This is a genomic window from Amycolatopsis sp. MEPSY49 (assembly GCF_051337345.1).
Lineage (GTDB): Bacteria > Actinomycetota > Actinomycetes > Mycobacteriales > Pseudonocardiaceae > Amycolatopsis.
Genome location: NZ_JBDLYJ010000001.1, coordinates 824,046 through 845,184, shown reverse-complemented (window position 1 = coordinate 845,184; position 21,139 = coordinate 824,046). Strand labels below are relative to the sequence as shown.

Sequence of the window (21,139 nt, the reverse complement as noted above, 5' to 3'; positions counted from 1 at the left end):
ATGAATGACTCATTCATGACATCGCGGCCGATCCGGTCGCCCGCACTTCATGAACGGGTCGTTCACCTCGTCAGACGACATGAACGACCCTTTCATGGCATCGCCGCGACGCCGGGCAGACCGCGCGGCCACGACTTTGCCGGAGCCCTGACGCCAGACGACATGAATGACTCATTCATGACATCGCGGCGGCCCCAGGCCAGACTGTGCCGAAGCCACCGCGGGCGGCCCTCGGCCCCCCGGTATCCAGTTTATCGGCGACCACCGACGAAACCGGCGTGGTTCCGGGGTTGCGGACCTGACTTGTCCACAACCCCGGACCGGCTCAGCGCTTGCCGTGCAGGATCGTCACCAGCTTGGCCACCAGCGCGTCCGTCGATTCCTTGCGGCTGAACGATGTCAACGTCAACGGGGCCGTGAACCGCTGCCGGGCGATTGCCTTCGTGCGGGCGAACTCGCGCAGCCCCTCCGGTCCGTGGATCCGGCCGAACCCCGAATCGCCCACCCCGCCGAAGGGCAACGACGCGATTCCCGCGAACGACAGCGGCGCGTTGATCGCCGTCATGCCCGTGCGCAGCTTCTCCGCCAGCTCCACTCCGCGGGACTTCGAAAACACCGTCGAACCCAAGCCGTACTTCGTGTTGTTCGCACGCTCGACCGCTTCGTCCATCGAGGCGACCTTCGCGATCGTCACCGTCGGGCCGAACGTCTCCTCCGTGACCGCTTCCGAATCCTCCGGGACGTCGATCAGCACCGTCGGCTGGGCGTACCGGTCGCCGACCGCGTCCTCGCCGCCCAGGACCGCCTTGCCCCCTCGGGCCAGGGCGTCCTGGATGTGCCTCTTGATCACGCCCAGCTGGGACGGCATCGTCACCGGGCCGTACTGGGCCGCCTCGTCCGAGCCCGCCCGCACGTCCTTCGACTTCTCGACCACCTTCGCGACGAACTCGTCGTGGACCTTCTCGTGGACGTACACCCGCTCGACGCCGATGCACGTCTGGCCCGAGTTCGAGAACGCGCCCCACACCGTCGCGTCGGCCGCCGCGTCCAGGTCCGCGTCCGCGTCGACCAGGACCGGGTCCTTGCCGCCCGCCTCGATGACCACCGGGGTCAGCGTCTCGGCCGCCGCGGCCATGATGCGCTTGCCCGTCGCCGTCGAGCCGGTGAACGCGATCTTGTCGACACCCGCCCCCACCAGCGCCGCGCCCGTCTCGCCGAAGCCCGTGACCAGCTGCAGCACCGGCTGCTCGGGGACGATCTCGGCGAACGCGTCGACCAGCCACTTCCCGACGCCCGGCGTGTACTCGCTCGGTTTGAACACCACGGCGTTGCCCGCCGCCAGCGCGTACGCGATCGAGCCCAGCGGCGTGAACACCGGGTAGTTCCACGGGCCGATCACGCCGACCACGCCCAGCGGCTGGTATTCGACGGTCGCCGCCTGGTTCGACATCAGCAACCCGGCTGAACGCTTCTGCTTGCCCAGGATCTTGCGAGCGTGCTTGCCCGCCCACGCGATGTGCTCGATGGCCAGGACGCTCTCGAGCTGCGCGTCCGCGATCGGCTTGCCGGTCTCGTCGCGGACCACCTGGCACAGCTGCGGCAGCCGCCGCGTCAGCACGCCCTTCCAGCCGCGGAGCCGCTCGGCGCGCCCCGCGAAGCCCAGCTCTTCCCACCACTTCGCCGCGACACGCGCTCGCGCGACGGCCGCCTGGACGTCCTCGGCTGTGTGGATCGGATAGGTTCCGACCACCTCGTCGGTCGCCGGGCTGAGCGAGTCGAAGGTCTCGCCGACCGACGTCGGCTTCGGCTGGACGGCAGTCATCGGCGTCTCCCTGGAGGTCGCGGGTCAGCCCAGGTTACGACGTTACTGACATCGTGCCAATAGCTCGCGCGGGCTTCGCCACCAGCATTCCACCGGCGATCGCCGCGGCAAAGACACCGAACAACGGGGTGACCCACAGCGGCAGCACGCCCACCGCGAGCGACCCCAGCCCGAAGCCGGCCGCCTGCACCGTGAACGACAACGAGAACCCCGCTGACCTGCGGTTCTTCGGAAGCAGCCGCTGCAGGTTGACCGAGGTGGCGGCCACCAGCGGACCCGTGCAGGCGCCGATCAGGGCCACCGAGCCGAGGAGCCCGGCCCAGCCGAAGCCGCCCGCGAGGGTGAGCCCGCCGACGACGAACCCGGCGAGGAACAGCCGCGGGTCGCCGGTCTTCCCGCGCCACGCGTAGAGCGCGCTGCCCGCGATGCTCGCCCCGCTCAGCACGGCGATCACGACCGGCGCGGCCGTCTCGGGCGCGCCGAGCCGCTGGACCAGCGGGAGCGGCGCCACCTCGATCGTCGACAGCAGCAGCCCGACGGTGAACGCGCAGCCCAGCCACGGCAGGTAGGTGGTGAGCCGCGCGGGCGGGACGTCGGCTTCGGATTCCACCCGTTCGTGCTCATGAACACCACGCGGGACGAGCAGCGCCGCCGCCAGGCACGCGACCGCCATCGCGGCGAGCGGGACGAACGTGCCGGCCAGGTCGAGCAGCGCGACCAGCGCCGGGCCGCCGATGAGCACGCCTTCGAGGAGCATCGCGTCGACGGAGATCGCGCGGGGCAGCAGCTCGTCGTCGACGGTGTCCGCGAGCAGCGTCCGGAAGCCGCCCGACAGCGCGCCGCCCGCGATGCCGGGCAGCAGGACGAGCGCGATCAAGACGGGTGCGGGAGCGTCCGCGGCCAGCGCCAGCACGACGTACCCGGCGCCGGTCAGCAGGAGCAGCGCGGGCAGGCCCCGCGAAGGGCCGACGCGGTCGAGCAGCCGCCCGACCGGCACCGCGCACACCATCTCGGCGGCGACGAAGACCGACATCAGCACGCCGCCGAGCCGGTAGGAGCCGGTCGTCGCGGTGGTCAGGAGGGTGAACGCGAGCGGCGCCATGGTCGCCGGCAGCCGGGCGAACTGGACGCCCGCCGACCAGCGCCAGTAGGCGCGATGGGTGAACAACGACATGCCGGTAGCGTCGTTCGCCGCTCGTTCGGGGCACACTGATTCGGGTGAGGGCGAATCACCGATGATCGAGCTGGTCCTGACGGCGGCGGGTGCGCAGCGCGTCCGGTTCGCGATCTCGCCGTTGGAGGAGGTGCTGGGCGCCGTCCAGACGCTGCTCGGCGTCCGGCGGCACCCGGCGCGCCTGCCGTGGCTGTCGGACGTTCCCGACGTGCCCGAGCTGGCCGCGGTGCTGAGCGCGCGGCACTACATCACCGAGTTCCTGAGCCCGCCGCCGAACGGCCCGGAAACCACCGCGCAGGCGCAGCTGCAGGCCGTGCGGACGACGCCGCCGGCACAGGTGGCGCTGGAGCTGGGGATGGTCGACGCGGACCTGTCGCTGTTGCCGGCGGATCCGGCGGCCGCGCGCGACCTGCTGGCCGACCAGCTCGAGACGGTGTGGGACGCGCTGCTGGCCCCGGAGTGGCCGCGGCTGCGCGAACTGCTGGCGGCGGACATCGCGTACCGGACGCGGCAGCTGGGGTCCGGCGGGCTCGCGGCGATGCTGGCCGGGCTGCACCCGCGCGTGCGGCTGTCGGAGACGTCGGTCCTGGTCGACCTCCGGGCGCGCGAGCGGCTGGAGCTGGATTCGCGCGGGTTGCTGCTGATCCCGGCGGTGTTCGCGTGGCCGAACGTCGGCGTCGTGACGGTGCCGCCGTGGCAGGTTTCGCTGCTGTACCCGGCGCGGGGCGTGGCCTCGCTGGGGGAATCCGCGGCCGACCCGCCGGAGGCGCTGGCCGAGATCCTCGGCCGGACGCGGGCGCTGCTGCTGACGAGCCTGGACCGCCCGGCGGCGACGACGGAACTGGCCCACCGGCACGGCTTGGCCCCGGCGACGGTTTCCGCGCACCTGACGGCGTTGCGCGCGGCGGGGTTGCTGGCGTCGGAACGGCGGGGTCACCGGGTGCTGTACCGGCGCACGGAACTCGGCGACGCGCTGCTGACCGGCAAACTGTGACGATGGACAGAGCGGTGGCTTGGGAAGGCTTCTACAACACCAGGGACCTCGGCGGCCTGCCGACGCGATCGGGCCGCACGACCCGCCGCGGCGCGTTCTTCCGGGCCGCGGACCTGCGGTTCGTGACCGAAACCGGCTGGACCCAGGCGCGGGAGGCCGGCGTCCGGACCGTCATCGACCTGCGCAACGCCGACGAGATCCGGCCGACGGCGGACGCCCCGACGGCACTGGCGGGCTCGGCGCAGTTCACCGCCGCGGCCGGCCTGACCGCTCCGGCGGGCATCGACCGCGTCGAGGTCCCCCTCGACGACATCGGCGACCTCGAGTTCTGGCGGTACGTCAACGGCGAGCGGCTGAACGGCTCCCCGCTCTACTACCCGGTCTTCCTCGACCGGAAGGCCGAGCGCTGTGCCGCCGTCATCGAAGCGATCGCCCGGTCCGCCCCCGGCGGCGTCCTGTTCCACTGCGGCGGCGGGCGCGACCGGACCGGCCTGGTCGCGCTCCTGCTCCTGGCGCTGGCGGACGTCGCCCCCGACGTCATCGCCGCGGACTACGACCTGTCCGCCGAAGCCCTGAAACCGCTGTACGCCGTGATGGGCGCCGAAGACCAGGGGCCGGCCATCGCGGCGCTCCTCGCGGAGCGGGGCACCACGACCGCGGCGGCCGTCCGGGCCACGCTCGACGGGTTCGACGTCGAGCGGTACCTCCTCGACGCGGGGGTCGCCCACGAGGACCTCGCCGCGATCCGGCACCGGCTGGGGAACCGGGACTAGGCTGGAATCGACCACCTGCGAAGGAGAACATCGATGCGTATCGTCCATTTCGGACACGCCTGCCTGTTACTGGAGACCGGCTCCGAGCGGATCCTGATCGACCCCGGGGCGTTCTCCACCGGGTTCGAGGGCGAGCGGGAGCTGTCCGCCGTGCTGGTCACGCACCAGCACTTCGACCACCTCGACGTCGAGCGGCTGCCGAAGGTCCTCGAAGCCAACCCGGACGCCAAGCTGATCGTCGACCCCGGATCCGCGCCGGAGGTCGAAAAACTCGGCGTCCCGTTCGAGGTCGCCAACGTCGGGGACGCCTTCGCCGTCGGGGACACCTCGATCAAGGCCGTCGGCGGTCAGCACGCCGTCATCCACGCGGACATCCCGGTCATCCCGAACATCGGGTACGTCTTCGACGACGGCGCCTTCTTCCACCCCGGCGACTCGTTCTTCGTGCCCGAGCAGAAGATCGACGTGCTCGGCCTGCCAACCGGAGCGCCGTGGCTCAAGGCCGGCGAGGCCGTCGACTACCTGCGGGCCGTGGCGCCGCGGGTGGCCGTGCCGATCCACGAAGCCGTGCTCGCCAACCCGGCCCTGCACTACGGCCTCTTCGGGAACCTCGCGCCGGAAGGCACCGAGGTCAAGGTCCTCGACCGGGCCGAACCCGCGAAGTTCTAAGCGGCGACCGCGCGCAGCGAGCCGTAGGTCGCGCCGAAAGCGCGGTTCTCCAACGCCACGTCCACCGCGTCCAGCAACGCCTGGCGGAGGCCGGGGCGGGTCAGGTCCGTGGCTGCCACCCCCAGCCGGACCAGCCCGCCCCGGCGAGCCGACCGCGCCGCAGCCAGCACCAGCGCGAAGCAGCGCACCGTCTCCGTGCGGTGCGACTGGCTTGTGAACTCGCTCACGCGCGCCCGCAGCACCTCGCCGGTCACCAGGTCGCGGACCGCGCCGAGGTCCGCGCACAGGCGGAAGCCGTGCTCGGCCAGCGCCTGCAGCGTGCCCTGGGAGGCGATCCAGCGCGGCGGTGCGAACCCGTCGACCGACAGGCCCGCGGTGTCCAGCGCCGCCTTCGCCGCGATCAGCCGCAGGCGCGCTTCGTGCGCCGGCAGCGTCGCGAACTCCGCCTTCTTGCCCAGGTACACCGTGCGGTGCGTGGGCGTGACGGTGTGGTCGTAGCCGTGCAGCAGCACGGAATCGCCGCGGCGGGCGCGCGTGCGCACCCACTCCGTCACCGGGCCTTCGCCGGTGCGGGCGGCGTACAGCAGAGACAGCGGGACCCGGCGGCGGTCGAGCTCGGCCGCGAGGTCGGCGCACCGGTGCAGCGTGCGCGGGGTGATTCCCGACAGCGAAACCAGCAAGCGAGCGTCCACACCACCATTGGGACGCACGCGTCTGACGTCGCCGTGAACTGCGCAGAACGGGCGAGCGTCCGTTGCCGGAAGCGTCAGGCGGCTTCGCGCAGCCGCGACACCGCCACCGCGATCCGGCCCCGCAGGTCGGGGTCGGCGACCTGGCCGTCGGCGACGTCCACCCGCGCGATCGGGATCCGCGCGCACGCCTCTTCGACGATCTTCGCGCCCGCGTACGTCAGCACCTTGCGCAGCGAGTCGTGCGCGTCGCGGCCACCCGTCGGGGCCGCCACCGACGACGCGTTGATCCACGAGACCGGCTTGCCGTAGATCTCGCCGCCGCCGACCGTCCAGTCCAGCAGGTTCTTGAACGAGCCCGGCAGCCCGCCCGCGTACTCCGGGGTGCAGATCAGGATCGCGTCCGCCTCCTTGATCGCCGCCCTCAGCTCCGCGACCGCCGGGTGCAGCGGGTCGCGGTCGTCATCGGGGTTGAAGTGCGGCAGGTCGCCGAGGCCGGTGTACGTCTTGCTCGCGGTGAGGGTCGCGACGGTCCCCAGCACCGCCGCATTGCCCGAGCCTGCTCGCAGGCTGCCGCAGATCAGCAGGATCACGGGGCCAGTCTGCCAGCGAAAGCCCGGTGACGCGGTGGTACGCCTCGATGTACCGGTCGCGCGTGGCCGTCACCACTTCGGGCGGTAGCGGCGGCAGCGCGGACACGCAGTCCCAGCCCGACGCCGGCCCGACCAGCCAGTCGCGCACGTGCTGCTTGTCGAACGACGGGCGCGGGCGGCCCGGGCGGTGCCCGTCGGCCAGCCAGTAGCGCGCCGAATCCGGCGTCAGCACCTCGTCGGCGAGCACGAGCTCGCCGTTGCGGCGGACGCCGAACTCGAACTTGGTGTCGGCCAGCAGCAGGCCCTGTTCCGCGGCCCGCGCGGCGCCGCGGCGGTACAGCTCGAGCGAGGCCTCCCGGACCTTCTCGGCGAGCCGGCGACCGAGGACCGCCGCGAACGTCCCGAAGTCGAGGTGCTCGTCGACCTCGCCGGGGAACGCCTTCGTGGACGGCGTGAAGATCGGTTCCGGCAGCCGCTCGGACTCGGCGAGCCCCGGCGGCAGCGCGACCCCGCACACCGAACCGGACTTGCGGTACTCCGCGTACCCGCGACCGGCCAGGTGCCCCCGGACGACGGCCTCCACCGGCAGCATCTTCAGGCGCTCGACCAGCAGCGCCCGGCCGCGGAAGGCCTTCGGGATCCGGCGCCCCTCGCAGGCGACCAGGTGGTTCGGGACGACGTCGGCCAGCTCGCCGAACCAGAACACGCTCATCGCGGTGAGCACCCGGCCCTTGTCCGGGACGGGGGTCGGGAACACGCGCTCGAAGGCCGAAATGCGGTCGGAGGCGACGACCAGCAGGTGGTCGTCGCCCACGGCGTAGAGGTCGCGGACCTTGCCGGAGGCGAGCCGCTCGGGGGTGGGGAGGGGTGTCACGCGCTGAACCCTAACGGGCACCCTCCGCCACCATGGATGATGCTCACATGGCGTACGACTGGATCTCGGTGACGACCGACTACGGCCTGCGCGACGGCTTCGTGGCGGCCTGCCACGGCGTGATCGCGCGGCTCGCGCCCGCCGCGCGGGTGATCGACATCACGCACGAGGTGCCGCCCCAGGACATCCGGCACGGCGCGATGGCGCTGGCCCAGACCGTGCCGTTCCTGCCGGAGGCGGTGCACGTCGCCGTCGTCGACCCGGGCGTCGGCACCGCCCGGCTCGGCGTGGTCGTCGTGGCCGAGAGCGGGCTGCTGGTCGGGCCGGACAACGGCCTCCTGCTACCGGCCGCGCACGCCCTCGGCGGGGTCCGGGAGGCCTACGAGCTGGCCGAGCCGTCGCTGCGGCTGCCGGTCACATCGGCGACGTTCCACGGGCGGGACGTCTTCGCGCCCGCGGCCGCGCACCTGGCCCTGGGGGTCGCGCCGAGCGAGTTCGGCGCGCGCGTCGACGACCTGGTCGAGCTGCCCGAGCCGTTCGTGGCGGCGTTTCCCGGGAAGCTGGTGTCGGAGGTGCTGACGGTCGACCACTTCGGCAACGTCCAGCTCGCGGCGACACCGGCCGACCTGGAGCTGTCGGGGTTGTCGGGCGCGGTGTCCGTGCACAGCGAGCGGGTCGCGGTGACCACCGAGATCGGCCGGACCTTCGCCGACGTCCCGGCCGGGGCGAGCGTCCTCTACACCGACTCGGCGGGGCGGCTCGCCGTCGCCGTCAACGGCGGCTCGGCCGCGGCGGTGCTCGGGCTCGGACCGGCCCAGGAGTGCACGATCACCTCGTCGCCGACCGCGAGCTGACCCGGCTTGACGACAGCCGCCTTCATCCCGAAGGTCACCCCGCCGTCGGGGTGGCGGCGGTAGCCGGCGAGCGTGCGGATCGGCTCGGGGCCGGCCTTCTTGCCCGTCTCCTGGTCGACCATCGGGACCGTGCAGCGCACGCACTGCTTGGCGTAGCCGAACTCCGCGGTGCCCGCGGTCATCGCGCGGACCTCGTCCTCGGTGTGCGGCTCGAGCCAGCCGGAGACGACGACGTTGGGCCGGAACCGGTCCATCGGCACGGGTTCGCCGCCGTGCTCCAGGATCCGGGCGTTCAGGCCGTCCAAAGAGGACTCACTGGCGACGAGCAGCGCGTGCCCGTCGGCGAACGCGGCGGTGCCGGGCGTCTCGCCGCCCGTCACGCGCTCGTGGTCCGGCGCGACGCCGATCAGCACCGACGGCAGGCCGAGCAGGTCCGAGAACCACTCCGCGGCTTCGGCGCCCTGGTGGATGCCTTCGCCGTGCCAGGAGAAGGTCGAGCCCGGGTGCCGCGGGCCGTCGCGCCGGATGTCGAGTTCGAGGTCGTCGCGGCCGGGCGCGGACAGCGCGAGCCGGTCGCCGAGCACCCGCGGCCGGACCGCGGCCAGCACCGGGTACCGGCGCTGGCTGCGGAAGTCACCGTCGGGCGCGACGACCTGGAACACGCGGTCGTGCGCCAGCCCGGCCGGCCCGACCTCGGCCACCGGCACGTCGGTCCCGGCGCAGCCCTTGACCGGTAGTACGTCAACCGCGCGATCCTCGCCATGCCCGCAGGCTACCCGGGGCGCCGGCGTCGAAGCCCTCGGTTTTCAGAGGACTTGTGCCAGGAATCGCCGCAGGCGGGGGCTCTGCGGGTCGTCGAACACCTGCGCCGGCGGGCCCTGCTCGACGATGCGCCCGGCGTCCATGAACGCGACCTCGTCGGCCACGCTCCGGGCGAAGCCCATCTCGTGCGTGACCACGATCAGCGTGAGCCCCCGCGAGGCGAGCCCGGCCATCAGGTCCAGCACGCCCTTGACCAGCTCGGGGTCGAGCGCGCTGGTGGCCTCGTCGAAGAGCATCACCTCGGGCTCCATCGCCAGCGCCCGCGCGATCGCGACGCGCTGCTGCTGACCGCCGGACAACGCGCTCGGCCGGTACGGCGCCTTGTCCGCGAGGCCGACCTCGGCGAGCCGGGCGCGGGCGATCTCCGCCGCCTCCTCCTTGCCCAGCTTCTTGACGCTGCGCAGCGGCAGCACGATGTTGTCCAGCACGCTCCGGTGGCCGAAGAGGTTGAAGTGCTGGAACACCATGCCGACGCGCTGGCGCAGCGCGTCCGGGTCGGCGCGGATCACGGACTCGCCGTCGAGCAGCAGGTCGCCGGAGTCGGGCTCCTGCAACCGGTTCACGCACCGCAGCAGCGTCGACTTGCCGGAGCCTGACGGTCCGATCACGCAGGTCGTCTTGCCGCGTTCGACGCGCAGGTCCACTCCCCGCAGGACTTCCAGCGTCCCGAACCGGACGTGGATGTCCCGCAGTTCCACACTGGACGATCGCACGGCCGTCGTCACGACACGACCTTTCCACTGGACACGAGGTCCAGCTCTGGTTCGTCGGCGCGCACCTTGCGGCCGGTCCGGAGCTTCTTGTCGATGTAGTTCACCAGGTGCGTCAGCGGCACGGTGATGACCAGGTAGACGAACCCGGCGGCGACGAGCGGCGACAGGTTGCCGGTGTTGGCCGCGAGGTCCTGCCCGATGCGGAACAGTTCGCGCTGCTCGGACAGCAGGCCGAGGAAGTAGACCAGGCTGGATTCCTTGATCAGCGCGATGAACTGGTTCACGAGCGCGGGCAGCACGCGCCGGACGCCCTGCGGGATGATCACGAGCAGCATGGCCTTGCCGTAGCTCATCCCCAGCGCACGGGCGGCCTCCAGCTGTCCATTGTCGACACTCTGGATGCCGGCCCGGAAGATCTCCCCGATGTAGGCGGCGGCGATCAGGCTGAGCGCGAGGATGCCGAGCGGGTAGGGGTTGGTGCCGACGACGTCCCGCGCGACCGTGCCGAGGCCCTGGCCGATCACGAGGATCGTCAGGATGGCGGGCAGGCCGCGGAAGATGTCGGTGTAGACCCGCGCCGGCCAGCGCAGCCAGCGCTTGGTGGACAGGCCCATGACCGCGAGGACCATGCCGAGGACGATGCCGATCAGGCCGGACGTCAGGGCCAGGACGAGTGTGTTGAGCAGGCCGGTCTTCAGCAGGTCGGGGAAGACCTGCCAGATGTACTCCCAGTTGAGGAAGGTGTCGAAGAACTGTCCCACCCGTCACCCACCCCCACCCTCAACGGAAGCGCTTCGCGCTACTGTTTTCATTTCTACTGTCCCGGCTTGAATTCGGCGGGCACGGGCGCGGTCGGTTCGAACTGGTCGTGGACCTTCAGCCACGTCCCGTCCGCGACGACCTTCTTGATGCCGTCGTTGAGCTTGTTCGCGAGTTCGTCGTCGCCCTTCTTGACCGCGAAGCCGTGCGGGATGGTCGTGACGATCGACTTGGCCACCTCGATACCCGCGTTGTTCTTCGCGTAGTCCTCGGCGGTGGCTTGGTCGAACACCGCGCCGTCGACCGCGCCGGTCTTGAGCGCGCTCAACGCGGCGGCGTCGTTCGGGAACCGGACAGCCTGCGCGGTGGGCGCGTTGGACGCCAGCCAGTTGTCCGAGACCGTGCCCTGGACTACGCCGATCCGCTTGCCGGCCAACGAGTTCTCGTCGGTGATGCCGGCCGTGTCCCGCGCCGCGATGCCGAGTGCCTGGTAGTTGTACGGCTCGGAGAAGCCGACGGTCTTCTTCCGGGCTTCGGTCTGCGCGATCGCCGAGCTGCCGATGGCGAAGGTGCCGTTGGCGACCTGGCCGAGCAGGGCGGAGAAGTCGGTCGCGACGAACTCCAGCTTCAGGCCTTCCTTCTGCGCGATGGCCTTGAGCAGCTCGTTGTCGAACCCGGTGAAGGTGCCGTTTTCCTGGTAGGCGTTGGGTTTCGAGTCGCTGAGCGTGCCGACGCGCAGGGTGTCCGATCCGCTGTCGGAGCTGCCGCACGCGGTCAGCAGCACCGCGACGACCGCGGTGATCAGTGCTTTCTTCACGAGCCACCCCCGGAGAACCCGGCCGGCACCGGCGCGTTCGGCAGGAACTCCTGGTGCAGCTTCAGCCACGTGCCGTCGGCGATGGTCTGCTTGAGGCCGTCGTTGAGCTTCCCGAGCAGCTCGGTGTTGCCCTTCTTCACCGCGAAGCCGTGCGGCACGTCGGTGACGAAGCTCTTCACCACGACGAGCTTCGCGTCCGGGTTGTCGGTGACGTTCTTCTCGGCGATGCTCTGGTCCAGGATGTACGCGTCCACGGCGCCGGTCTTCAACGCGGTCAGCGCGGCGGCGTAGTCGGGGAAGCGGACGGCGTGGGCGTCCGGGACCGTGGTGCCCAGCCAGTGGTCGCCGACGGTCGCCTGGATGACGGCGATCCGCTTGCCCGCCAAGCCCTTCTCGTCGGTGATCGGCGTGCCCTGCTTGGCCTGGATGCTCATCGTTTCGAAGTCGTAGGCCGCGGAGAAGTCGACCGTCTTCTTGCGCTCGTCGGTCTGCGCGATCGCCGAGCTGGCGATGTCGTAACGGCCGGACGCGACCTGCCCGAGCAGCGCGGAGAAGTCGGTCGCGGCGAACTCCAGCTTGAGGTTCTGCTTGGCCGCGATGGCCTTGAGCAGCTCGTTGTCGAAGCCGGTGTAGGTGCCGTCCTTGAGGAAGATGTTCGGCGGCGCGTCGCTCAGGGTGCCGACGCGCAGCGTCGAGGACGCGCTGTCCGAACCACCGCACGCGGTCAACGTGAGCGCGGCCGTCAGCACGGTGACGATCAGCTTCTTCACGTCAGACACCCACGTTCTCGACCGGCAGGCCGGGGCCGCCCTGCTGCAGTTCCTTCGACAGCGGGGTGGTCTTGTAGAACTGCGCGTAGATCCGGGCGACAGTCCCGTCGGCGACGGCCTTCGCCAACCCGTCGTTCAGCTTGTTCAGCAGATCCGTGTTCTTCTTGGACACCGCGAACGCCGACGGCGTGTCCTTGTCCTCGACCGTGTAGCCGAGCTCCAGCGGGACCGCCGGGTTCTGGTCCAGGTACTTCTGCCCGATGTCCTGCGGGACGACCCAGCCGTCGAGCGTGCCGTTCTTCAGCTGCGCGAAACCCGCGTTGTAGTCCGGGAACCGCACGACCTGCGCGCCCGCGGTCTTGCCCGCGAACTCGTCCTGGACCGACCCCTGGACGACGCCGAGGCGCTTGCCCGCGAACGCCGCCGGGTCCTTCAGGTTCGCGCCCTTGGCCGTCACGATCGTCGTGAAGCCCGTGTTGTAGCCGTTGGAGAACGCGACTGTCTTCTTGCGCGCCTCGGTGCTCGAGATCGTCGAGCTGCCGATGTCGAACTTGCCGTTCGCCACGCCCGCCAGCAGGCCGGCGAACTCCGTGCCGACGAACTCGACCTCGAAGCCCTCGCGCTTGGCGATGTCGCGCAGCAGCTCGTTGTCGTAGCCGGTGAAGCGGCCGTTCTCCAGGTAGATCGACGGCGGGGCGTCGCTCAGGGTGCCGACGCGCAGGGTGGTCGAACCACTGTCCGAGCCGCACGCGGCGAGGGTCAGCGCCAGCGCGCCCGAGGTGACGAACGCGGCGATTTTCGACAGCGTGGATCTCATCGCTTCTTCCATGGGTGAGCGCGCGCGGGTGGCGCGCGGAGAACACGGGGTCAGCGATCGAGATTAGGGATTCGGGCCGTTCGGGAGGATTCGTTCCAATCCGTGGACGGGTGCGTCAGCTCACAAGATCGGCTGCGGCGCGTAGCCCGCCGCTTCCGGGAACCGCTCCAGCACCCGCGCCACGCGCGCGGCCACCTGCTCGACCTGACGGCCTGCCGTGCCGGTGAAGGAAATCCGGTCGGCGAGGAGTTTGTCCAGCTCACCGCGGTCGAGCGGGATGCGCTCGTCGGCGGCGAAGCGGTCGAGGAGGTCGTTCTCGGCGCGGCCTTCGCGCATTTCGAGCGCGACCGCGACGGCGTTCTCCTTGATGGCTTCGTGGGCAGTCTCACGTCCGACGCCGGCGCGGACCGAGGCCATGAGCACCTTCGTCGTGGTGAGGAACGGCAGATAGCGATCCAGCTCACGCTCGATCACCGCCGGGAAGGCGCCGAACTCCGAGAGGACCGTGAGGAACGTCTCCAGCAGGCCGTCGAGCGCGAAGAACGCGTCCGGCAGCGCGACGCGGCGGACGACCGAGTCGGAGACGTCGCCCTCGTTCCACTGGTCGCCGGCCAGCTCGCCGATCATCGACAGGTAGCCGCGCAGCACGACGGCGAGGCCGTTCACGCGCTCGCACGAGCGGGTGTTCATCTTGTGCGGCATGGCGGACGAGCCGACCTGGCCGGGCTTGAAGCCCTCGGTGACCAGCTCGTGGCCGGCCATCAGCCGGATCGTCTTGGCCAGGCTGGCCGGCGCCGCCGCGAGCTGGACCACAGTGGACAGCACGTCGAAGTCGAGCGAGCGCGGGTACACCTGGCCGACGCTGACGAACCGCCGGCCGAAGCCCAGGTGCCGCATGACGCGGTCTTCGAGCTGGTCCAAAGTGGACTCGTCGCCGAGGAGGTCGAGCATGTCCTGCGCGGTGCCGACCGGGCCCTTGATGCCGCGCAGCGGGTACCGCTCGATGAGGTTGTCGAGGCGCTCGAAGGCGACGAGCAGCTCGTCGGCCGCCGTGGCGAACCGCTTGCCGAGGGTGGTGGCCTGCGCGGCGACGTTGTGCGACCGGCCCGCCATGACGGTGTCGGCGTGCTCGACGGCGAGGGCGGCCAGCCGCGCCAGCACGGCGGCGACGCGGGTACGCATCAGCTCCAGCGAGCGGAGCAGCTGCAGCTGCTCGACGTTCTCGGTGAGGTCGCGCGAGGTCATGCCCTTGTGGATGTGCTCCTGGCCGGCGAGGGCGCTGAACTCCTCGATCCGCGCCTTGACGTCGTGGCGGGTGACGCGTTCGCGCTCGGCGATCGACTCGAGGTCGACCTGCTCGAGAACGTTCCGGTAAGCCTCGAGCACGCCGTCGGGCACGTCGACGCCGAGGTCCTTCTGCGCCTCGAGAACGGCCAGCCAGAGCTCCCGCTCCAGGACGACCTTCCGCTCCGGCGACCAGAGCGAGACCAGCTCCGCCGAGGCGTAGCGGGCGGCGAGCACGTTCGGAATGCGGGGCTTGTCCGTCACGCCCTCACGATACCCGCGTGGATGGTCAAGCTCGCCGTGGCTCCCGGGTCGAGCCAGGTCAGCGGGCCGAGCACCTCCAGCTCGACGATCCGCGCCGGCGGGTCGAGGTCGCCGAGGGACGCCAGCGGCTCCGGCACCGGGTGCTCCAGCCAGATCTCCAGGGGCGAGCCTTCGTCGGGGTACTCGCCCGCCGGGTCGACGTCGAACGAGAGCGTCAACGGCCCGTACGTCACCCAGCCCGCGGTTCCCGGCACACCGAGCTTGCCGACGACGTCCTGCGCCGGCACGACCAGCCGGTCACCGTCCACTGTGTACTCCGGTGTCCCGGTGCCCGCGACCAGCGCGACGACGTCCGGCCGCCGCAGTCCGGCCGTGACCGTGCCGCCGCCGGGCAGCTGGGTCACGTTCCACAGTGCCCACCGCACCGGCCGATCCGCTGTGTTGGCAGCGGACAGCCTCAGCGCGTAACCGTCGTCGAGGATCGTGACCGCGCGGGTGAAGCGCAGGCCGGTGCGCGGGTCCGGCGCGCTGGTCATGGTGACCGTGTCGCCGTCGACGACCGCGGTGTACGGCCCGGAGTCGAGGATCGGGTCGGGTGGGCCGGGCCACTGATCCGGGCCGTCCCAGCCCTGCGGGGCGGGCCACGTCTTGTCGCCGCCGTAGTTGACCCAGTCGCCCATCCCCCCGGAGTTGGGCGCGTACTCGCCGCGCAGGTCGTCGTCGAGCAGCTCTGCGTTGCGCCACAACAGTTCGGCGCCGCGGTACCGGACCGACAGCAGCCGGCCGCCGAGCTCCGGCACCAGGCCGAGCCGCAGGTCGCCGCGCTCGAGCCAGGTCACCATTCGGCGAGCCCGCCGTCGTCGTGGCGCCAGACCGGCGAGCGCCAGCTGTGCCCGGCCTCGTCGGCGCGCCGGACGGCCTCCTCGTCGACCTCGATGCCGAGCCCGGGGCCGAGCGGGCGGGCCGCGTAGCCGTCCTGGAACGCGAAGATCGACGGGTCCGCGAGGTACGCGTGCTCGCGGCCTTCGTGGTAGTGCATGCCGACGCTCTGTTCCTGGATCAGGAAGTTCGGCGTCGCGAACGCGACCTGCAGGGACGCGGCCAGCGAGATCGGGCCGAGGGGGCAGTGCGGGGCGAGCGAAGCGCCGTACACCTCGGCCAGCGCGCCGATCCGCCGCAGCTCGGAGATGCCGCCGGCGTGCGACGGGTCCGGCTGGACGACCGCGACGCCCGCGTCGAGCACCGGCTTGAACTCCCAGCGCGAGTAGAGCCGCTCGCCGAGCGCGATCGGCACGGTGGACGCCTCGACGATCGAGCGCAGCGCGTCGCCCTGGGTTTCCGGCAGGATCGGCTCCTCGACGAACATCGGCTGGACGTCCTCCAGCAGCTTGACCAGCCGCCGCGCCATCGCGGGCGAGACGCGGCCGTGGAAGTCGATCGCGAGGTCGCGGTGCGGGCCGAGGACCTCCCGCGCCTCCCACGCGCGCGCCACCGCCGCGTCGGCCTCGGCGGGCGACGCGATCGCGGTCAACGGGCCGGCGACGTTCATCTTCACCGCGGTGAACCCGGCCTCGACCTGCGCGGACACGGCTTCGCGGATGCCGGACGGCCGGTCGCCGCCGACCCAGCTGTAGACCCGGACGCGGTCGCGGACCGGGCCGCCGAGCAGCTCGTGCACCGGCGCGTCGCGGACCTTGCCGGCGATGTCCCACAGCGCGTGGTCGTAGCCGGCGAGCGCGCTGGAGAGCACCGGGCCGCCGCGGTAGAACCCGCCGCGGCGCAGCACCTGCCAGTGGTCCTCGATGCGCAGCGGGTCCTGGCCGATCAGCAGTTCGGACATTTCGTGCACGGCCGCGCGCACGGTCTCCGCGCGGCCCTCGACGACGGGCTCGCCCCAGCCGCAGACGCCCTCGTCCGTACTGACCTTGAGGAACAGCCAGCGCGGCGCCACCAGAAACGTTTCAACCCCGGTGATCTTCACCCGTGTCCCCCATCTACGCGGAATCCTTGGCGGCGGACCAGCCGCCGTCGACGGTCAGCTCGGCCCCGGTGACGAACGACGCCGCGGCCGAGAGCAGGAACGCGATCACGTTCGCCACCTCGGCCGGGTCGCCGAGGCGGCCCGCGGGGGTCGCCCGCGCGCTGCGTTCGCGATCCGCCGGCGAGATGCCCTTCCAGGCGTCGGTGAGCACCGGTCCCGGCAGGACGGAGTTGACCCGCACGTCGGGGGCGTATTCGACGGCCAGCTGCCGGGCCAGCGCGACCAGCGCGCCCTTGCTGGCGGCGTAGGCGGGGTGGCCTGGCAGCCCGAAGTGCGCGTGCACCGACGAAACCAGCACGACGGCGCCGCGCCGCTCCCGCAGCGACGGCAGGCAGGCCTTCACGGCGAGGTACGTGCCGGTCAGGTTGACGTCGAGCTGGCGCTGCCACTCGGCGCGGTCGATCTCGTGCAGCGGCCCGGTGCTGGGCACGTAGGCGTTGCTGACCAGGGCGTCGACCTCGCCGATGTCCGCCCACGTCTCTTCATCGCTGACCGATCCCCGGATGGGGACGACGCCGTCGGGGAGTTCGGCGATGTCCACGCCCAGCACGCGGTAGCCGTCGTGGAGCAGCTTGCGGGCCGTCGCCAGCCCGATGCCGGACGCCGCTCCGGTCACCACCGCGGTGCGCGTGGCCATCGCCTCTCCTCCTAGAACTTCGCTACGTGGACATGGTCGTCCGGCCCGCGGGCGGCGAACCACAGCGACGCGCCGTCGGCTGCCGCGCCGAGAGTTCCCACGATGCTCCCGCTCGGGTACTCCGGCCGTTTGAACCAGCCGGCCCAGGTGCCGGACCAGTCGTTGGCCCACAGCGTGTAGTCGCTCGCGGACGCGGTGAGCGCGACCTTCGCGCCGACCGCGACCAGCGTCGGGCTGCTGCTGACCGTGCCGCCGATGGACGTCCAGTCCGACCAGTTGTCGCCGGTCTTCGTGCGCACCCAGACGCTGTCGTCGGCGGTGCGGACGGCGACGACCGTGCCGCTGGTGGACGTCGCCGCGCCGGGACGGCCGTAGATCGGCTTGCCGCCGGGCGCGCCGAGACCGGACCACTGGCCGTCGGTGGTCCGCTGCCAAACCTGGCCGTCGGCGCCGCGGACGAAGACCGTGCCATCGCTCGTCACCGACGGCGAGTCGGTGAGCGTGCCGCCGAGCCGCTTCCAGTCGCCCCACTGCTTGCGGTAAGTGCGCTGGTAGAGGGCGTTGTCGAGGCCGCGGACGTAGACGTCGATCTTGCCGTCGGAAGTGACCGCGGCGGGCTGGCCGAGGAACTTGCCGCCGACCTGACGCGCCCCGTCCAGGCCGTTCTGCTGGAGGTTTCCGGCGGGGTCGCGGAAGAACGTCACGGTCTTGCCGCCGGTGCGCACGACCGCCGGACTCGCGGACGCCGGACCGCCGACGTCGTCGCCGGGGACGAGGTCCGTGCCGTGCAGCCGGAGGAACGCGGTGCCGTGCGCGGGCACCGTAACCGTGTAGGACCCGGTCGCGGTGCCGCGGTCGGCCCGGGCGCGGAGGTCGCGAATGGACACCCGGCCACCGAGGCCCGCGTCGGCGAACTTCAGCGTCATCTGCGTCGGCGCTTCACCGCGGTTCAGCAGCACGACGGCCCGGTCGCCGCGCTGGGAAAGGACCTTGCTGTAGGTGTCGGTGCTGCCGGCCGTCGCGACGCGGACGCCCTGGATGCCGAGGCGGTCCTGGTTGACGCCGACGATCTCCGGGTTCTTGAGCGTCTTCAGCATCGACGCGGGGAGCGTGCGCGGGTCGGAGCCGAGGATGAGCGGGGACGCCATCTCCGCCCACATGACGAACTGGGTGGTCGACTCCTCCTCGTTCAGCTCGTAGGTGCCCTGCTCGGTCTTGCGCATCGGGATGAGGTAGTCCGGGTCGTTGTAGTGGCCCGGCCCGTTGGCCTCGGGGTGCGCGGCGTTGGCGTCCATGTTGCGCAGGACGTCCTTCCAGATGCCCTCGTACGGCGTGCCGAACGCGATGTCGGTGCTGGTGCGCCAGGAGTCGGCGACGAGCGGGCCGTAGGTGTAGGCGATGCCGGCGACCTGGTCGGGGCCGTGCGGGACGCCCCACTCGTCGGTGACCGGGTTGCAGATGTTGAGCACCATCGGACGGCCCGCCTTGGCGAGGGCCTGGCTGAACTGCGTGAACGCCTCGGCGGGCTTGAGGTTCTGGGCGATGCCGCAGAGGAAGTCGACCTTGACGGCGTCGAACTTCCAGCTCGCGAACCGCTTGGTGTCCTGCTCGTAGTAGCCGCCGGAGCCGGCCGCGCAGTTCTTGCCGTCGGAGGCGCCGGCGTCGGTGTAGATGCCGGCCTTCAGGCCCTTGCCGTGCAGGTAGTCGACCAAAGTGGACAGTCCACTCGGGAACTTCGCGCTGTCTTCGCGGAGGTTGCCCTGCGCGTCCCGCGGGTCGGGCGCGGTCCAGCCGCCGTCGATCCAGACGTAGCGGTAGCCGGCGTCGCGCAGGCCGCTGGAGACGAGGAAGTCCGCGACGGACTTGACCGACGCCTCGCTCGGGGCGCCGAGGCCGTAGTAGGTGTTCCAGCCCATGTACGGGGTCTTCGCGACCCCGCTGTCGTAGTAGTCGGGAGCGCCTTGGTCCACGGCCGGGGTCGCCTGGGCGGGGGTCACGGTGACCGCGGCCGCCATCGCGGCGACCACCGCGAGGGATCTCTTCAAGAGCATGTGCCGGACGCCTTTCTCCGGTGAACTGCGAGCCGGGAGCAGCATGCCGGGACGTCTCGGCGTCCGTCAAGAATAAATCCTAAATTAAGATTTCACGCGCTATGCTCGGCCCATGAGCTACCGGTGGGAGACCACAGCGAACGCACTGCGCCAAGGCGTCATCGGCATCGTCCGCACCCACGACGCGGAGTCGGCGGTGTCCGCCGCCCGCGCGGCTCTCGAAGCCGGGCTGCGGTCGGTCGAACTGCCGCTCACCAACCCCGGCGCCCTCGACGCCATCGCCGGCCTCGCCGCCGCCTACCCGGACGCGACCATCGGCGCCGGCACCGTCCTCGACGAGGCCTCGGCCGTGCTCGCCATCCGCGCCGGCGCGCGGTTCCTCGTGTCACCGTCGGTGGATGCCGCCGTCATCCGTACCGCTCACCGGTACGGGGCCGCCGCCTTCCCCGGCGCCGGCTCCGTCACCGAAATCGTGCGCGCGCTCGAAGAAGGTGCTGACGCCGTCAAGGTTTTCCCCGCCTCCGCGCTGAGCCCGTCGTGGATCAAGGACGTGCGGGCCGCGCTTCCGCAGGCGCCGCTCGTGCCCACCGGCGGCATCGGGCCCGCGGACGTGCCAGGCTGGCTGGCAGCGGGCGCGGTGGCGTGCGGGGTCGGCTCGGCGCTGACCCGCGGCACCACCGCGGACATCTCCGCCCGGGTCGAGACGCTGTTGAGGAGCGCGCATGGCTGAGCTGGTCTTCGTCGGGTGCTACACCGGGGAAGCGGGGAACGGCACGGGGATCACGACGTTCTCCCGGTCCGCCACCGGCGAGCTGCACGAGGTCGCGTCGCTGGCCCTCGAGTCGCCGTCGTGGCTTACCCGGCACCCCTCGTTGCCGGTGCTGTACGCCGTGAACGAGACCGCCACCGGCGAGGTCACGGCGCTCTCCTTCGACGACTCGGGCAAGTTGTCGGTCCTGGGCGCGGCCGAGACGGGCGGCGCGCACCCGTGCCACCTCGCGGCGACTTCGGACGGCCGGTTCCTCCTGTGCGCCAACTACACCGGCGGCAGCCTGGCCGTCTTCGCGCTGTCGCCGTCCGGCTCCATCGAGGCGCGGACCGCGCTGGTCCAGCACGAGGGCAGCGGGCCCCGCACCGACCGCCAGGAGGCCGCGCACGTCCACATGGCCGTCCCCGGCCCCGGCATCGTGAGCGCGGTCGACCTCGGCACGGACGAGATCCGCAGCTACACGCTGTCTCCCGACGGTTCGGCCGAGTTGCTGGCGGTCTCGTCGCTGCCCGCGGGCACCGGCCCCCGCCAGCTGGTCCGGCGGCCGGGCACCGACCTCGCCTACGTGGTCGGCGAACTGGCCGGGACCGTGGTGACGGTCCGGGAGACCTCGCCGGGCGTGTTCGAGGTGGTCGCTTCCACGCCGTCGACCCTGTCTTCGGTGACGCCGAACCTGGTCGCCCACCTGGAGCTGACCGGCACGCGCATGTACGTGTCCAACCGGGGCCCGGACTGCGTGACGGAGTTCGCCCTCGACGAGGCGGCCGCGGTGGCCGACCAGCCGTGCGGCGCGAACCCACGGCACTTCACGCTGGTGGACGGCACCTGCTACGTCGCGGCGCAGTCGGAGGACGCGATCACGGCGTTCGCGCTGACGGCGTCGGGAGAGGCGGAGCTGAAGTACTACCCGACGGGCTCGCCGACCTTCGTGCTGCCAGTATCTACGCCCTGAG

At 71.5% G+C, this 21,139-nt stretch carries 21 protein-coding genes and 1 pseudogene; 6 read left to right on the top strand and 16 right to left on the bottom strand.

Features of this window, described 5'->3' with window-relative positions; genetic code table 11:
* Positions 1 to 325: 325 nt before the first annotated feature.
* Both ABFJ78_RS04170 and ABFJ78_RS04165 read right to left on the bottom strand, forming a co-directional pair.
* A complete protein-coding gene (locus ABFJ78_RS04170; RefSeq protein ID WP_436384310.1) occupies positions 326 to 1,822 on the bottom strand; it encodes an aldehyde dehydrogenase family protein in 1,497 nt (498 codons plus the stop codon).
* 34 nt (positions 1,823 to 1,856) lie between these two features.
* Positions 1,857 to 2,996, bottom strand: coding sequence for an MFS transporter (locus tag ABFJ78_RS04165; RefSeq protein ID WP_436384309.1), 1,140 nt, complete (start codon positions 2,994 to 2,996; stop codon positions 1,857 to 1,859).
* Between the two features lie 61 nt (positions 2,997 to 3,057).
* Between ABFJ78_RS04165 and ABFJ78_RS04160 the strand changes: the two genes are divergently transcribed.
* From ABFJ78_RS04160 to ABFJ78_RS04150, 3 genes are read left to right on the top strand one after another with little or no spacing between them, the layout of a single operon-like run.
* On the top strand, positions 3,058 to 3,990 hold the full coding sequence (locus ABFJ78_RS04160) for a DUF5937 family protein (RefSeq protein ID WP_436384308.1): 933 nt from the start codon (positions 3,058 to 3,060) through the stop codon (positions 3,988 to 3,990).
* 2 nt (positions 3,991 to 3,992) lie between these two features.
* Positions 3,993 to 4,763, top strand: a complete 771-nt coding sequence (locus ABFJ78_RS04155; protein ID WP_436384306.1) for a tyrosine-protein phosphatase — start codon at positions 3,993 to 3,995, stop codon at positions 4,761 to 4,763.
* A 33-nt stretch (positions 4,764 to 4,796) separates the two neighbouring features.
* Positions 4,797 to 5,432 carry an MBL fold metallo-hydrolase gene (locus ABFJ78_RS04150; RefSeq protein WP_436384305.1) on the top strand — a complete coding sequence of 212 codons (636 nt, stop codon included), beginning with the start codon at positions 4,797 to 4,799 and terminating at the stop codon, positions 5,430 to 5,432.
* Here the strand turns inward: ABFJ78_RS04150 and ABFJ78_RS04145 are convergent.
* From ABFJ78_RS04145 to ABFJ78_RS04135, 3 genes are all read right to left on the bottom strand, one after another.
* Complete coding sequence (locus ABFJ78_RS04145) at positions 5,429 to 6,124, bottom strand: DUF2334 domain-containing protein (protein ID WP_436384303.1); 696 nt, start codon at positions 6,122 to 6,124, stop codon at positions 5,429 to 5,431. The two genes, ABFJ78_RS04150 and ABFJ78_RS04145, sit on opposite strands and share 4 nt — an antisense overlap.
* A gap of 74 nt (positions 6,125 to 6,198) precedes the next feature.
* Positions 6,199 to 6,663 (bottom strand): NADPH-dependent FMN reductase, encoded by a 465-nt coding sequence (locus ABFJ78_RS04140; RefSeq protein WP_436384301.1) that lies wholly within the window; start codon positions 6,661 to 6,663, stop codon positions 6,199 to 6,201.
* Positions 6,584 to 7,588, bottom strand: coding sequence for a phosphoribosylaminoimidazolesuccinocarboxamide synthase (locus ABFJ78_RS04135; RefSeq protein WP_436384299.1), 1,005 nt, complete (start codon positions 7,586 to 7,588; stop codon positions 6,584 to 6,586). The genes ABFJ78_RS04140 and ABFJ78_RS04135 overlap by 80 nt, the downstream gene beginning before the upstream one ends.
* A 47-nt stretch (positions 7,589 to 7,635) precedes the next feature.
* Between ABFJ78_RS04135 and ABFJ78_RS04130 the strand changes: the two genes are divergently transcribed.
* Positions 7,636 to 8,442, top strand: coding sequence for an SAM hydrolase/SAM-dependent halogenase family protein (locus ABFJ78_RS04130; protein WP_436385380.1), 807 nt, complete (start codon positions 7,636 to 7,638; stop codon positions 8,440 to 8,442).
* On the opposite strand, the pseudogene ABFJ78_RS04125 reads toward ABFJ78_RS04130, so the two are convergent.
* From ABFJ78_RS04125 to ABFJ78_RS04075, 11 genes and pseudogenes are all read right to left on the bottom strand, one after another.
* Positions 8,325 to 9,205 (bottom strand): annotated as a pseudogene (locus ABFJ78_RS04125) (MOSC domain-containing protein). The gene ABFJ78_RS04130 and the pseudogene ABFJ78_RS04125 sit on opposite strands and share 118 nt — an antisense overlap.
* Positions 9,206 to 9,248: 43 nt before the next feature.
* Complete coding sequence (locus tag ABFJ78_RS04120) at positions 9,249 to 9,989, bottom strand: amino acid ABC transporter ATP-binding protein (RefSeq protein ID WP_436384297.1); 741 nt, start codon at positions 9,987 to 9,989, stop codon at positions 9,249 to 9,251.
* A complete protein-coding gene (locus ABFJ78_RS04115) occupies positions 9,986 to 10,738 on the bottom strand; it encodes an amino acid ABC transporter permease (protein WP_436384295.1) in 753 nt (250 codons plus the stop codon). The genes ABFJ78_RS04120 and ABFJ78_RS04115 overlap by 4 nt, the downstream gene beginning before the upstream one ends.
* Before the next feature lie 53 nt (positions 10,739 to 10,791).
* Positions 10,792 to 11,553 carry an ABC transporter substrate-binding protein gene (locus ABFJ78_RS04110; protein ID WP_436384293.1) on the bottom strand — a complete coding sequence of 254 codons (762 nt, stop codon included), beginning with the start codon at positions 11,551 to 11,553 and terminating at the stop codon, positions 10,792 to 10,794.
* Positions 11,550 to 12,323 carry an ABC transporter substrate-binding protein gene (locus tag ABFJ78_RS04105; protein WP_436384292.1) on the bottom strand — a complete coding sequence of 258 codons (774 nt, stop codon included), beginning with the start codon at positions 12,321 to 12,323 and terminating at the stop codon, positions 11,550 to 11,552. The genes ABFJ78_RS04110 and ABFJ78_RS04105 overlap by 4 nt, the downstream gene beginning before the upstream one ends.
* Position 12,324: 1 nt before the next feature.
* Positions 12,325 to 13,140: a substrate-binding periplasmic protein gene (locus ABFJ78_RS04100; protein ID WP_436384290.1), complete on the bottom strand. Its 816-nt coding sequence runs from the start codon at positions 13,138 to 13,140 to the stop codon at positions 12,325 to 12,327.
* A 120-nt stretch (positions 13,141 to 13,260) separates the two neighbouring features.
* Positions 13,261 to 14,688 (bottom strand): adenylosuccinate lyase, encoded by a 1,428-nt coding sequence (gene purB / locus ABFJ78_RS04095; protein ID WP_436384289.1) that lies wholly within the window; start codon positions 14,686 to 14,688, stop codon positions 13,261 to 13,263.
* The gene (locus ABFJ78_RS04090) at positions 14,685 to 15,530 is read right to left on the bottom strand and encodes a DUF4380 domain-containing protein (RefSeq protein WP_436384287.1); all 846 of its coding nucleotides are present in this window, start codon (positions 15,528 to 15,530) and stop codon (positions 14,685 to 14,687) included. Before ABFJ78_RS04090 ends, purB begins: the two co-directional genes overlap by 4 nt.
* On the bottom strand, positions 15,524 to 16,669 hold the full coding sequence (dgoD, locus tag ABFJ78_RS04085) for a galactonate dehydratase (RefSeq protein ID WP_436384286.1): 1,146 nt from the start codon (positions 16,667 to 16,669) through the stop codon (positions 15,524 to 15,526). Before dgoD ends, ABFJ78_RS04090 begins: the two co-directional genes overlap by 7 nt.
* Before the next feature lie 13 nt (positions 16,670 to 16,682).
* Positions 16,683 to 17,366, bottom strand: a complete 684-nt coding sequence (locus ABFJ78_RS04080) for an SDR family NAD(P)-dependent oxidoreductase (protein ID WP_436384285.1) — start codon at positions 17,364 to 17,366, stop codon at positions 16,683 to 16,685.
* A gap of 11 nt (positions 17,367 to 17,377) precedes the next feature.
* A complete protein-coding gene (locus ABFJ78_RS04075) occupies positions 17,378 to 19,417 on the bottom strand; it encodes a hypothetical protein (protein WP_436384283.1) in 2,040 nt (679 codons plus the stop codon).
* A gap of 112 nt (positions 19,418 to 19,529) precedes the next feature.
* On the opposite strand from ABFJ78_RS04075, the gene ABFJ78_RS04070 reads away from it, so the two are divergent.
* Together ABFJ78_RS04070 and ABFJ78_RS04065 are read left to right on the top strand one after the other, a co-directional pair.
* On the top strand, positions 19,530 to 20,147 hold the full coding sequence (locus ABFJ78_RS04070) for a bifunctional 4-hydroxy-2-oxoglutarate aldolase/2-dehydro-3-deoxy-phosphogluconate aldolase (RefSeq protein ID WP_436384282.1): 618 nt from the start codon (positions 19,530 to 19,532) through the stop codon (positions 20,145 to 20,147).
* Complete coding sequence (locus ABFJ78_RS04065) at positions 20,140 to 21,138, top strand: lactonase family protein (protein ID WP_436384281.1); 999 nt, start codon at positions 20,140 to 20,142, stop codon at positions 21,136 to 21,138. Before ABFJ78_RS04070 ends, ABFJ78_RS04065 begins: the two co-directional genes overlap by 8 nt.
* Position 21,139 lies beyond the last annotated feature (1 nt).